This is a genomic window from Bradyrhizobium sp. USDA 4541, from assembly GCF_024171085.1.
GTDB lineage: Bacteria > Pseudomonadota > Alphaproteobacteria > Rhizobiales > Xanthobacteraceae > Bradyrhizobium > Bradyrhizobium australafricanum.
The window spans coordinates 7767056-7780068 of sequence record NZ_JALJZF010000001.1 but is presented as its reverse complement, the minus strand read 5'-3'; the positions used below and the strand labels follow the sequence as shown (position 1 = coordinate 7780068).

General features: G+C 65.5%; 12 protein-coding genes. 3 read left to right on the top strand and 9 right to left on the bottom strand.

Annotation, left to right across the window (positions count from 1 at the left end):
• Positions 1-12: 12 nt before the first annotated feature.
• Both J2R80_RS37395 and J2R80_RS37390 read right to left on the bottom strand, forming a co-directional pair.
• On the bottom strand, positions 13-993 hold the full coding sequence (locus J2R80_RS37395; protein WP_253640339.1) for an AraC family transcriptional regulator: 981 nt from the start codon (positions 991-993) through the stop codon (positions 13-15).
• A 212-nt stretch (positions 994-1205) separates the two neighbouring features.
• The gene (locus tag J2R80_RS37390; RefSeq protein WP_076827162.1) at positions 1206-2147 is read right to left on the bottom strand and encodes a DMT family transporter; all 942 of its coding nucleotides are present in this window, start codon (positions 2145-2147) and stop codon (positions 1206-1208) included.
• Positions 2148-2194: 47 nt separating this feature from the next.
• Between J2R80_RS37390 and J2R80_RS37385 the strand changes: the two genes are divergently transcribed.
• The gene (locus J2R80_RS37385; RefSeq protein ID WP_082653809.1) at positions 2195-3679 is read left to right on the top strand and encodes a PLP-dependent aminotransferase family protein; all 1485 of its coding nucleotides are present in this window, start codon (positions 2195-2197) and stop codon (positions 3677-3679) included.
• Positions 3680-3861: 182 nt separating this feature from the next.
• Here J2R80_RS37385 and J2R80_RS37380 read toward each other — a convergent pair whose 3' ends face one another.
• From J2R80_RS37380 to J2R80_RS37360, 5 genes are all read right to left on the bottom strand, one after another.
• On the bottom strand, positions 3862-5082 hold the full coding sequence (locus tag J2R80_RS37380) for a bifunctional alpha/beta hydrolase/OsmC family protein (RefSeq protein WP_253587430.1): 1221 nt from the start codon (positions 5080-5082) through the stop codon (positions 3862-3864).
• A 28-nt stretch (positions 5083-5110) separates the two neighbouring features.
• Positions 5111-5773 carry a sulfite oxidase-like oxidoreductase gene (locus J2R80_RS37375; protein WP_076827168.1) on the bottom strand — a complete coding sequence of 221 codons (663 nt, stop codon included), beginning with the start codon at positions 5771-5773 and terminating at the stop codon, positions 5111-5113.
• A 12-nt stretch (positions 5774-5785) separates the two neighbouring features.
• Positions 5786-7108, bottom strand: coding sequence for an MFS transporter (locus tag J2R80_RS37370; protein WP_076827170.1), 1323 nt, complete (start codon positions 7106-7108; stop codon positions 5786-5788).
• An 81-nt stretch (positions 7109-7189) separates the two neighbouring features.
• Positions 7190-8416: a cytochrome P450 gene (locus J2R80_RS37365; RefSeq protein ID WP_141340861.1), complete on the bottom strand. Its 1227-nt coding sequence runs from the start codon at positions 8414-8416 to the stop codon at positions 7190-7192.
• A gap of 74 nt (positions 8417-8490) precedes the next feature.
• Complete coding sequence (locus tag J2R80_RS37360; RefSeq protein ID WP_016842874.1) at positions 8491-8697, bottom strand: ferredoxin; 207 nt, start codon at positions 8695-8697, stop codon at positions 8491-8493.
• Positions 8698-8904: 207 nt separating this feature from the next.
• On the opposite strand from J2R80_RS37360, the gene J2R80_RS37355 reads away from it, so the two are divergent.
• Complete coding sequence (locus J2R80_RS37355; RefSeq protein WP_076827173.1) at positions 8905-9537, top strand: TetR/AcrR family transcriptional regulator; 633 nt, start codon at positions 8905-8907, stop codon at positions 9535-9537.
• 203 nt (positions 9538-9740) lie between these two features.
• Here J2R80_RS37355 and J2R80_RS37350 read toward each other — a convergent pair whose 3' ends face one another.
• Positions 9741-11165, bottom strand: a complete 1425-nt coding sequence (locus J2R80_RS37350) for an amidase (RefSeq protein WP_253640338.1) — start codon at positions 11163-11165, stop codon at positions 9741-9743.
• Positions 11166-11253: 88 nt separating this feature from the next.
• Here J2R80_RS37350 and J2R80_RS37345 point away from each other — a divergent pair, with 88 nt between their 5' ends.
• On the top strand, positions 11254-12108 hold the full coding sequence (locus J2R80_RS37345; protein ID WP_253640337.1) for an alpha/beta hydrolase: 855 nt from the start codon (positions 11254-11256) through the stop codon (positions 12106-12108).
• Positions 12109-12224: 116 nt separating this feature from the next.
• Here the strand turns inward: J2R80_RS37345 and J2R80_RS37340 are convergent, their stop codons facing one another.
• The gene (locus tag J2R80_RS37340) at positions 12225-13001 is read right to left on the bottom strand and encodes an SDR family oxidoreductase (protein WP_057017642.1); all 777 of its coding nucleotides are present in this window, start codon (positions 12999-13001) and stop codon (positions 12225-12227) included.
• Positions 13002-13013 lie beyond the last annotated feature (12 nt).

The following is a 13013-nucleotide window of genomic DNA, read 5'->3' as shown; positions in this document are numbered from 1 at the left end:
GGAGCCGCAGGATCACTTCTGCTCCCGCATGGTCGATGCGGCGCGCACACCTGAGGGCGTCTCGCCGAAGTGCCGGCGGAACGTGCGATTGAAATTAGAAACGTCACCAAAGCCGACTGCATACGCGATCTCGATGATGGCCAAATGCAGATGGTGCGGGTCAGTCAACATCGCGAAGGCACGCTCGAGCCGGCGTCCTGCAAGATGCTCGGTGAAAGACTTTCCGGTCCCCTCCTCGAGCAATTTTTGCACGTATCGCCGCGACATGCCGATCGCCCCAGCGACCTTGTTCAAATCGAAATTGGGATCGCTGTAGCGTCTCGCGACTTCCGCTAGGATCGCCTGCAGCTTTGCTGCCTTCACACCGCGCTCCGTAATGATGTCTGTTGCTTGGTCGGTCGGCCCGAGCGTCGCGGCGACAAGATCGAGGAGATGTACGCCGACGGTGGCGGCTAGCTCTGATGACGGAGGTTCTTTGAAGGATGCGAGCGACCGCAGGTAGCGGTTGAGAAGTCTCAGCGCCGGTCCGGAACGCACTGGCCGACCTGATAGGTCTTCCGGGTTGGCCACCAGAGACCTAAGGGCGGCAGCCTGCACGGTTACGAATTTGACGCTCCCCCCACGCGGCCCAAATACTCGCAGCGTCCTTCCCCGATCGACCAAACAAGCGGAGCCGACGTCATAGCCATACTCTTGGCCAGCATTTGCAAATTGGACCGGTCCAGCCTCGACGAGGTTCAGTCCGAATTGCTCACGGCTATCCTTGAGGTGGTGTTTGTGACGAATAAACTCCACCGGCGTCGTGACAAGGCTACAAACGCCAACCGCACCGAGCGACAAGCAGGTGACGTCGATACGTGGGCGGCCACCGCTGTGGTCTATCACGTCCAACGCGAGGTTCAGCCGCGCAAACTCCTCACGGAACGTGGAGAACCGCACGCGCTCCGGCAGCATCTCGGTCGACCATCGCAAAAGGTGAGATGACGTTGGCATCTCGACCTCCCGTTTTGGGGGCAGTCCCTCAAGTAATCATAATGGGCGGCGCTTCGCTACTGTGTGAAATGGCTTACAAAGGGAAGCCGGCTGCGCGACATTCGTCCTGTTGAGGACCGCTTGTGGCCCAAGGCCGACATGCAGCGCGTCGGTTTCGACGTCAGCTTCCGAGACCGAAGCGGACGTGACGAATCTATGAGCACAGGTCCTAATTACGCACGCGACGGCGCATCCGCGAGCGAGCTCAGCGCGATCCCACCGACGATCAGGGCCGCGGCAATCGCCAGCGAGAGATCGATCGGCTCGCCGAGCAAGAGGGCTGCGGTCACGATACCGACGATCGGCGTCGCCGTGGTGCCGAGCGAGGTGGTCAGTGCCGGCAGGCTCTTGTTGACCATGGACATCGCCCAATAGGCCAACGCCGTACCGATGAAGCCGGAATAGAGGAACAGCAGCAGGAGGTGTGGCGACCATTTCACCTCGGGCACGCCTTCGGTGACGAGCGCCGACATCGTCAGCACCAGCGTCGCGACCAGCACCTGCCACAGCAGCAATTGCAGCGGCGTCGCGATCCAGCGGTGCGAGCGGATATAGATGATGTTCGCGGCCCAGCAGATCGCGGCGATGATGATCATGCCGGCGCCGGCGAGGACATGCAGATTGCTCCAGTCCAGCGACGCCGGGTTGAGGATCACGCCGAGCCCGGCGAGTCCCAGCGCGACGCCGACAAGCTTGAGCGTCCCGAGCCGTTCGGTGCGCGCGGCGGCCGCGGCAAGCGCGACCCAGAGCGGCGTGGTGTAGCCGAGCACGACGCCCTTGCTGGCCGGGAGATAGCGCAGGCCGGCGGCGACCAGCGTCGAGAAAAACGTCATGTGCAGCAGCGCCACGCTGAGCACGACCGGGACATCGGCGATCCGCGGAATGATCAAATTGCCGCTGGCGCGCAGGATCACCAGCAGCGCGATCAGGGCGACCCAGCTGCGGATCGATGCGGTCCACAGCGGCGGCACCGCCTCGACCAGCGATTTCGTGACCGACCAGTTGATGCCCCAGGCCAGCACCACGACGATGAACAGGGCGGCGGCCTTGGCGGGGGAGAGTGACTGGTTCACGGCAGGATCCTTGCAGGCAATACCGCTTGTGAATAGGATCATGCTGGCTCTCTCGAAAGAGCCAGATTTGGTAGAATAGTGGAGCCAGATTGATCCTCGCCGAATTGCTCGCGCTGAAGCGATCGGACGATGCCGGGCTGGCCGCGCAGTTGACCCAGCAGCTGCGCGCGCTGATGGCGAGCGGCCGGATCAGGAGCGGCGCCATGCTGCCATCGAGCCGCAGCCTTGCGGCCGAGCTCGACGTGGCGCGCAACACCGTGACGCATGCCTATGAGCAGCTCGTCGCCGAAGGGTATCTGCGGGTCGCGGCGCGGCGGCGGCCGGTTGTGACCGACGATATCGAGGCGCGCTTCGCCAAGGCTCTGCCCGCGCCACGCCGTGATGCCGCCCGCAAGCCGCTGCTGTCGCCTTGGGCGTTGCAGCTCTCCGATACGGATTGGCCGCTGTCCTACCAGGCCGATTTCCGGCCGCTGCGTCCCGGGCTTGCGGATGCACGGGAGTTTCCGCACGAGATCTGGGCGCGCTGCCTGCGTCGCAGCGCATTGCGCCGCCGCTTCAATGACCAGACCGTGGTCAACCGGCCGAGCCTGCGCGAGGCCTTGCGCGATTATCTCGAAGTCAGCCGCGGCGTGCGCGCCGAGGCCGATCAGATCCTGGTGCTGCCGACGGCGCAGGCGGCGCTGACGCTGATCGCCGCGACCACCATCGTCGCCGGCGATGCGGTGTGGACCGAGGATCCCGGCTATCCCGGTGCGGCGGCGGCGTTTCGTGCCGCCGGTGCAAACGTCGTCGGTGTCAGCCTCGATCAATGGGGCATGATGCGGACGCGCGCGACGCGCGCGCCGAAGCTGATCTTCACCACGCCCTCGCATCAGCACCCCACAGGGCGCGTGATGCCGGTCGCGCGCCGCACCGAGCTGTTGGCTTCTGCCGAGCCCGGCAAGACCTGGATCGTCGAGGACGATTACGACGGCGAGTTTCACTATGACAGTCGCCCGATGCCGGCGCTGCAGGGGCTCGATCGCGAGGGACGCGTGCTCTATCTTGGCACCTTCGCCAAGGCGATGACCGCCGATATCCGCATCGGCTATCTGGTGGTGCCGCCATCACTGGCGCGGACGATGGAGATCGCGCAGCGCCATCTCGGGCTGATCGCCTCCGTGCATGTCCAGGAGGCGCTGGCCGGCTTCATGGCCGACGGGTATTTCCTGGCGCATGTCAGGCGGATGCGGCGGATCTATCGCGCGCGCCGCGATCACCTCGCGGCGGCGCTGGCGCGGCAGCTCGGCGAGGTGCTCACCGCCGAGGTGCCGCCGGGCGGCATGCAGCTGATTGCCCGTTTCAAGGATGGCCGTGCGGACCGGGATGCTGTGACGCGCCTGGTGGTCGCCGGCGTCGAGGTGCGCGCACTGTCGAGCCTCGCGCTGGAGCGGCCGCGCGACCACGGCCTGTTGCTCGGCTTCGCCGCCTGGCGCGAGAACGAGATCGGCGCCGCGGTGCGGATCATGGCGAACTGCCTGACCGGCAAGCGCGCGGCGCGCGGGCAAAGGGACGCTCGCACGATTTCGGAATAATGGAAGATATCCCTGAGTTGCCCGACGTGTCAAGTTGCCTTGTCGAGCGCCGGCGGCCGCCGGCACCTTTGCATGGGGTTGTTTTCGATATTTTTTAGCACGCCCCTGCGACGGCCCTCGTGCGGGAGAGGGACGCCGCCCAGATGCTGCTACGGCACGACCCGTCTCGCTGTGTCGCAGGCTTACTCCGCGGCCTTGGTGACGATCCGCACCTCCGACGTCAGCGTCTTGTGCACCGGGCACTTGTCGGCGATCTCCATCAGCCGCTTGCGCTGGTCGGCGTCGAGGTCGCCCTCGATCCTGATGACGCGGTCGATCTGGTCGAGCATGCCTTCGCGCGTCTCGCACTCCTCGCAATCCTTCGCGTAGATCTTGCTGTGCGTCAGCGTTACGGTGACGCGACCGAGCGGCAGCGACTTGCGGTCGGCATACATCCGCATCGTCATCGAGGTGCAGGCGCCTAGCCCGGCCAGCACGAAGTCGTACGGCCCGGGGCCGGAATCCTGACCGCCGACGGCGATCGGCTCGTCGGCCAGCATGCGATGCGGGCCTGCCGTGATGATCTGCTGAAACTTGCCGGCGCGGGTCTCCTGCACCACGACGTTGCGCGGCGCAGTGCCGGTATCCGCCGCCGGCTGCGGCGCGATATCGATGTAGCGTTCGGCCCAGGCGCCGATCACGTCGGCGACATAGTCGGCATCCTGTTTGCCGCTCAAGAGATGGTCGGCCTCGGCCAGCGAGACGAAGCTCTTGGGGTGCCTGGCGGCGCTGAAGATGTGCGTGGCGTTGTCGATGCCGACGGTGTCGTCGGTCGGCGAATGCATGATCAGCAGCGCCTTGTGCAGCTGCTTCACCTGCGCCATCAACTTCTGCTCGGCGACGTCGTCGAGGAATTCGCGCTTGATGCGGAACGGGCGGCCCGCGAGCGAGACTTCGCCTTCGCCCTGCGTGCGAATGTCCTCGATCCGGTCTCTGAAGAAATGCGTGACATGGACGGGATCTGACGGCGCGGCGATGGTCGCGACCGCCTTGGCCTCGGGGATTTGACCCGCGGCGGCGAGGATCGCGGCGCCGCCCAGGCTGTGGCCGATCAGGATCGCGGGTGCTGTGCGCATCTCGCGCAGATGGTCGGCGGCGCGGACGAGATCGGCGACGTTCGACGAGAAGGTCGAGTTGGCGAACTCGCCCTCGCTGGAGCCGAGGCCGGTGAAGTCGAAGCGCAGCGTGGCGATGCCCTTGGCCGCGAGCGCGACCGCGATGCGCTTTGCGGCCAGCACGTCCTTGCCGCAGGTGAAGCAGTGCGCGAACAGCGCATAGGCCTTGATCGGCCCGTCGGGCGTGTCAAGCGCGGCGGCCAGCTGATGGCCGCCAACACCGGTGAATTGAAAGCGTTCGTGCGGCACGGGCAGGCTCCATCATCTTGTTGGTGTGTCAGTCGCCAGAATAGCGCTGTTCGGCCCAGGGATCACCGCGATTGTGATAGCCACGGACCTCCCAGAAGCCGGGCGCGTCCTCGGTGAGGAATTCGATGCGCTGCAGCCACTTCGCGCTCTTCCAGAAATACAGATGCGGCACCACGAACCGCACCGGGCCGCCATGCTCCTGCTCCAGCGGCTTGCCCGACCAGCTATGGGCGAGCAGCGCGTCCTCGGCGGCAAAGTCCTCGATCGGCAGATTCGTCGTATAGCCGTCATAGGAATGCAGCGCGACGAAGCGCGCGTCCTCGCGCGGCTGGCAGGCGGCGAGCAGGTCGCTTGTGGCGAGCCCTTCCCACTGGTTGTCGTAGCGCGACCAGGTCGTGACGCAGTGGATGTCGGAGACGAATTGCGTTTGCGGCTGCGCCATGAACTGCTGCCAGGTCCAGTAGATGGTCTGCTCGACCGCGCCGTAGACGTCGAGCCGCCAGCGCTCCTGGGAGATGTTCGGCATCAGCCCGAGATCGAGCACCGGCCAATCCGCCGTCAGATGCTGGCCCGGCGGCAGGCGCTGCTCCTCCGGCCGGGTGACCTTGCCGGTGAGGAATTTGCCTTCGCGTGCCCAGCGCTGCTTGCTGCGCGTCAGCTTGCTCTCGGGCGGTTCGTTATCGTCGGTCATGGCGTCGTGCGATCATTCGTGGCGGTGCATCGCGGAGTCGCGCTTGGTATCGCGCATCGTCGAGTAGATCAGCAGCGACAGGAAAATCATGCCGCTGAGATAGTAGTAGAACCAGTCCTCATGCCCGATGCTCTTGAAATAGAGCGCGACCGCCGGCGCGGTGCCGCCGAAGATCGACACCGTGATGGCGTAGGGCAGGCCGACGCCGAGCGCGCGGACGTTGGTTGGAAACAGCTCGGCCTTCACGATCGCGTTGATCGAGGTGTAGCCGGCGACGAAGATCCAGGCGCCGCAGATCAGAAGGAAGGCCATGAACGGCGACTTGGTATCCTTCAGCGCGGTCAGGATCGGGATCGTGCCGAGCGTGCCGGCGATGCCGAAGAAGATCAGCAGCGGCTTGCGGCCGATCTTATCGGAGAGCCCGCCATAGATCGGTTGCAGGATGGTCGCGAAGATCAGCGAGCCGAAGATCACGAAGGTGGTCTGGTCCTCGGTGAGGCCGACCGACAGCTTCACGAAGGTCTGCATGTAGGTGGTGAAGGTATAGAACGCCGCGGTGCCGCCGGCGGTGAGGCCGACCACCAGCAGCAATTCGCGCGGATAGTTCAACAAGCCGACGATCGAGCCGGTCGGTTTGGAAACCTTCTTGGCCTCCTCGAAGGCCTCGGTCTCATGCAGGCTGCGGCGCATCACCGCCGCGACGATCGCGAGCATGGCGCCGATCACGAACGGAATCCGCCAGCCCCAGGCCTTCAGCTCGTCGGGCGTCAGGAACACCTTTTGCAGCAACAGCAGCACGATGATCGCGGTGAGCTGGCCGCCGATCAGCGTGACGTACTGGAAACTGGAATAGAAGCCGCGGTGCTTGGGATCGGCGACCTCGCTGAGATAGGTGGCGCTGGCGCCATATTCGCCGCCGAGGCTCAGGCCCTCGATCACGCGGGCCAGCGCCAGGATCGCCGGGGCCGCGATGCCGATCGAGGCATAGGTCGGCGTCACCGCGATGATCAGCGAGCCGAAGCACATGCAGACCACCGAGAGGGTTAATGACAGCCGCCGGCCATAGCGGTCGGCGATGAAGCCGAACAGCCAGCCGCCGAGCGGGCGCATGAGGAAGGTCGCGGCAAACAGCACGGCCGCATTGAGCTGCTGCACCACCGGGTCGCTGTGCGGGAAGAACGCCGGCGCGAAATACAGCGCAAACGCCGTGTAAGCGTAAAAATCGTACCACTCGACGAGATTGCCGACCGAGCCGATGAAGATCGCCTTCACCCGCCGCTCGACATCGTGGATGTCGAGATGATCGCTCGCGGGCTGAGCGGTTTGTTCGGTCATTGCATTGCTCCCGGACTCGTCGGTTCGATTCCGGGGCAAGCTACCTCATTGGGTGACGCGATGTAACCGCTGTCGGGTTCCTCAGGCGTTGTTGCCGAACAGAACGGGCAGTTGACGCGGGCCGCGGACCGTGCCTTCCGACCAGGTGACCTTGCCGGCCGGATCGAGCCGGAAATCAGGGATTCGCTTCAGCCATTCCTCGATCGCGACCTGCATCTCCATCCGCGCAAGGTTGGAACCGACGCAGCGGTGGATGCCGAGGCCGAAGGCGGCGTGGCGGTTCTCCTTGCGATCGATCACCACCTTGTCGGCATCGGGGAACATGGCGGGATCGCGATTGGCGGCGGGGAAGGACAGCAGCACCATGTTGCCTGCCTTCACAGGGCAGCCGGAGATCGTGGTCTCCTTCATCACCTCGCGCGCCATCGTCACCGGCGAATACGCGCGCAGGAATTCCTCGATCGCGGTCGGGATCAGCGCCGGCTCCGCAATCAGGCGCTCGCGATCGGCCGGCGTCTTGGCGAGGTGCCAGAGCGAGGAGCCGATCGCGCTCCAGGTGGTGTCGATGCCGGCGATCAAGAGCAGCCGCAGCGAGCCGAGCACATGCTCGTCTGTGAGCGGCTGGCCGCCGGGGCCCTTGGCCCGCAGCAGCTGCGAGATCAGATCGTCGCCCGGCTCGAGCTTGCGCTGCTCGAGATGGGCCACGAAGTAGCCGGTCATCTCGCGCACGCCGTTCATCAGCTCGTCTTCGTTCTTGATGCCGAGCTCGAGGATCTGGTGGATCCATTTGATGAACAGGTCGCCGTCCTTCTCGGGAATTCCCAGCATATGGGCGATGGCGCGCACTGGGATGTGCTTGGTGTAGCGCGCGGCGGCGTCGCAATGGCCATCGGCGATGAATTCGTCGATCAGCTCGTTGCAGATCGCGCGCACCCGCGGCTCCAGCCGCTTCATCGCGTCCGGCGTGAACGGCGGCAGCAGCACCTGCTTGGCGGGCTTGTGCTCCGGCGGATCGGAGGTGATCGGCGGCGCGCGAGCGGTGATCTCGGGGCGGATGTCGCGCACGATGACGCGGCGCGAGGAGAAGTGCTCGGTGTCGTAGGCGATCTCCTTCACCGCCTGATAGGTGGTCGGCATGTAGCAGCCGAGGAAGCGCTCGGTATGCACGACGGGCGAAGCCGCGCGCAGCGTCTCCCAGATCGGGAACGGGTCGTCGGTCCAGACCGGATCGGTATGGTCGAAATCATGGACCCAGTCGGAGACCGGGGGATGTTCGGGCAGATAGCTTGCGGACGGGGAATCGGACATCAGCTCGTTTCCTTCTCGTTCGATCAAACGCTGGTTGGCTCAACGGGCGGCGCACGGCCGTCCCCGGCTGGCCGTCATTCCTCGGTGACTTCGATCGCGATTTCCGGGCAATTGGTCTGCGCGAGCCAGGCCTTGTCCTCGAGCCCGGCCGGGACCGTCCCGTCGCCGACCTCATGGGCGTTGCCGTATTCGTCGAGCTCGAACAGTTCGGGGGCGAGTGATTTGCAGCGGGCGTGACCCTGGCACTTGTCCTGGTCGACGCGGATTCTGAGCTTGGACATGCAAGCACCTCCCTCGGCTCTGGCGCATTGTGGGTTGCGCCGGGTTCCTCATTCCGGTTTATGCAAGCCTTGTTTAGGCAAGTTCTTGTTTAGGCAAGCTCTTGGCTTGCTTGGGCGGCCGGCCTCTTAACCGGATCACCAAGTTATAGTATATTACATTATCGTCGCGCTTGCGCGTCAAGCGAAAATTCAGCGATCATTGCCGCAATGGGACAAATCGTTCGTAAGCCGTTCAAAACCTACCACCATGGCGACCTCCGCGAAGCCCTGATCCAGGCCGCGTTACGCGAGGTCGAGCTCGGTGGTCCCGAGGCGATCAGCATCAAGGCGCTGGCCAAGCAGCTCGGCGTCTCGCAGCCGGCGCCGTACCGGCATTTCGCCGACCGCGAGGCGCTGCTGGAGGCGGTGACCGCGGAAGCATTCCGGCAGTTCAACGTGATCATGCGCGAGGCGATCGAGCAGTCGAGCAAGGGCTCGAAGCTGTCGCGCTTTGCCCAGGCCGCGCTCGCCTTCGGGCTCGAGCGCCACGGCATCTACCGGCTGATGTTCGCGTCGCGCACCATGGCCTGCGCGCCCAAGGGCAGCGAGTTGCACACCGCGGCGATGGAAACGCTGGCACTGCTGATCGAGTCGTTCGAGGCGCCGGCGGTCGGCCTGCTGCGCGAGCGGCAGGCGCTGAAGATCTGGGCCGGGCTGCACGGCATCGTGATGCTCGCCGAGCAGGGACTGCTGACCGGCGAGTCCGCGCAGATCAGCCGCGAGGAGTTGCTGGACGAAATCGTCGAGCAGACCAAGGCGGCACTCACCGTGGCGCTGCAGGCGACCGAAGATAAGGCGTAGGGCAGGTCGTCTGCAGCCTATCCCTTCGTCCCATAGAGATAGGTAGCCCCGTCATTGCGAGGAGCTCGCGACAAAATTGCAGAGCAATTTTGCGCTGAAGCGACGAAGCAATCCATCGTTCTGCGCGCTCGGTGACAATGGATTGCTTCGCTTCGCTCGCAATGACGAAGTGGAGGGTATCGCCCGCCTCTCCACCATAAGGGTCAGGATCGCGGCGGCCGCGGATCGGTCGGGGTGGTGCCGCGCACGCCCAGAATGTCCTCCAGCACTTTCGCGCCGGCCAGAAGCTGCGCCTCGGCGCGCGGCTTTGCGACCATCTGCAGGCCGACCGGCAGGCCCGAGGCGGTGAAGCCGCAGGGCAGCGACAGCGCCGGGCAGCAGGCCAGCGTGATCGCGTAGACGATGCCGAGCCATTCGACGTAGTTGTCGAACTTCTTGCCGTCGCACTCGGCGACATAGCGGTTCTCGACCGGAAACGGCGCCACGATGGTCGCGGGCGCCAGCAGCAGGTCGTACTTGTCGAAGAATTCGAGCGCACGCGCCGTCATCGCGACGCGCTGCGCCTCGGCGCGTTCGAGCTTCTCGACCGTGAGCTTCAACCCTTCCTCGATGTTCCAGATCACCTCGGGCTTCAGCAGATCGCGTTTGGTGCGCAGCAGTTCGGCCTTGCTGATTGCGAAATCGAACGCGCGCAGCACGTGGAAGCATTCATGGGCTTCGCTGAAATCGGGATGCGCCTCCTCGACGATCGCACCGGCTGCCGCGAACCGCTCCGCCGCCTTGCGGGTCACCGCCTTGACCTCGGGATCGACCGGCGTGATGCCGAGATCGGGCGAATAGGCGATGCGCTTCGGCCTGCTGCCTGACCGCGCCGCCGACAGGAACGACGTCGGGAGTGCGGGCAGCGACAGCGGATCGGCGGCATGCTCGCCGCTCATCGCGTCGAGCAGCAGCGCGAGGTCCTCGACATTGCGTGCCATCGGTCCCTGCTGGCCGAGCGTGCGGTCGACGCCGAATTTCGGCGTCTGCGCGACGCGGCCGATCGACGGCCGGAGGCCGACGATGCCGCAGAAGCTCGCCGGGTTGCGCAGGCTGCCGCCCATGTCGGAGCCGTGCGCCAGCCACGCGGTGCCGCTCGCAAGTGCCGCCGCGGCGCCGCCGGAGGAGCCGGCGGCCGAGCGCGATGTGTCCCAGGGATTGCGGGTCGGGCCGAACACCTCGTTGAAGGTGTTGGCGCCGGCGCCGAATTCCGGCGTGTTCGACTTGGCGTAGATCACGCCGCCATTCTCTTCGAGACGCTCGACCAGGATGTCCGACTTCGCCGGGACGTTGTCCTTGAAGATCGGCGAGCCCAGCGTGGTCAGCACGCCGGAGACGGCGGTGAGGTCCTTGATCGGAACCGGAAGGCCCGCGAGCAGGCCGCGCTCGCTGACCGGTTTCTGCATCAGGGCCTTGGCGTGGGTGCGGGCGCGGTCGAAGCACAGCGTCGGCAGTGCGTTGACCTTGCCGTCCACCTCGGCGATGCGCGTCTCCAGCACGTCGAGCAGATCGAGCGGCGTAACGTCACCGGCCTTCAGCTTCTCGACGACGGCACACGCCGTTTCCTTCACCAAGCCCTGATCAGCCATGCGCCGTTGCTCCTATGCCTTCTGTTTGCTTGTGCTGTAGAACATTTCCTGCCGTCGTGGCAATGCGACGAGAACCGAAGGGACAGGGATGGCAGCGTTGTTTTCCGCGCTGGACTGGCGCGCGATGAGCCAGCAGGAGCGTGACCTCGGCTTGAACAACGGCGTTGCCGTCAAGGGCAGCGCCGAGATCGCCGCCGGCTGGGAGCAACGCTCGGCGGCACTGCGGCAAAAGCACGCCGGCCGTCTCGACCTCAGATACGGCTCGCGCGAGCGCAACCGGATCGACTTCCTGAAAGTTCGCGACGGCGCGCCGACGCTGCTGTTCATCCACGGCGGCTATTGGCAGACCCGTGCCAAGGAAGTGTTCACGACCTTCGCCGAGGGGCCGATGGTCCACGGCATCAATGTCGCGCTGATCGGCTATACGCTGGCGCCGGATGCGACGCTCGACGAGATCGTCGCCGAGATCCATGCCGGCATCGACTTTCTGGCCGGGCAGTTGCCCGCGCTCGGGGCCGCTGCCGAGGGCATCGTGGTGTCGGGCTGGTCGGCCGGCGGACATCTGACATCGATGGCGCTGTCGAACGGCCATGTCCGGGCCGGCATGGCGATCTCGGGCATCTACGACCTCGAGCCGATCAGGCATTCCTACCTCAACGAAAAGCTGAGGCTCGACGAAGCGGCGTCGCGGCGCAACTCGCCGATGATGGCGGAGGGCGGCACGGCAAAGCCGCTGTCGCTGGTAGTCGGCAGCGCCGAATTGCCGCTGCTGCGCAAGCAGACCGCCGATTTCGCCGGCCATCGCGCCCGCTACGGCTTGCCGGTGACCTATGAGGAGATCGCCGGCGCCGATCATTTCTCTATCATGAACCAGATGCTGGCGCCGCAGGGCCGCATCACGACGCTGATCCGGCAGCTGTTCGAGCGGACGGCGTCGTCCTGAGGTGCGAGCCTCTTCGGCGAGCCTCGAAGGATGGCGCAGCCCGTGGCCCATCCTTCGAGACGCCGCGCTACGCGCGGCTCCTCAGGATGACGGCGGTACAAGCGAAGGGGCGATTTCTAACCCCATCCCGACGTCAGCCCGCCATCCACCGTGTAGATCACGCCCGACGTATAGCCCGCGCGGTCGGAGGCGAGGAACGCCATCAGGTCGCCGATCTCGCGTGCATGTGCGGGCCGGCCGAGCGGCAGGCCCTTCTGGAATTCCTTGTAGCGGTTCTCGTCGCCGAACTGGTTCTTGGCGCGGGTCTTGAGCAGCGTGACGTGGCGGTCGGTCCCGACCGGGCCGGGATTGATGCCGACGACGCGGATATTGTCGGCGAGGCTCTTGCCGCCGAGCGCGCGGGTGAACGCCATCAGCGCGGCATTGCCGGCGCTGCCGCAGATGTAATTGGCGTCGAACTTCTCGCCGGCCGCGCCGATGTCATTGACGATCACGCCTCCGCCGCGCGCCTTCATCTGGGCGTAGATCGCGCGCGTCAGATTGACGTAACCGAACACCTTGAGCTCCCACGCATGCCGCCAGGTCGCCTCGTCGATCTTGTCGATCGAGCCGCCGGGGATATCGCCAGCATTGTTGACAAGGATATCGATGTCGGCGGCCTCCCCGGCGAGGCGCGCGAGATCCTCGGACTTGCGCAGATCCACCACGCTGGTCGCGGCAGATATCTGGTGCGCGGAGCGCAGCCGCTCGGCGAGCGCCTTGAGCTGGTCGCCGTTGCGGGCGGCGAGCAGGAGGTTGGCGCCTTCCTCGGCAAAGGCTTCGGCGGCGGCCGCGCCAATGCCCTTGGAGGCGCCGGTGATCAGGACACGCTTGCCGCGCAGATGCAGATCCATGGGATGTCTCGC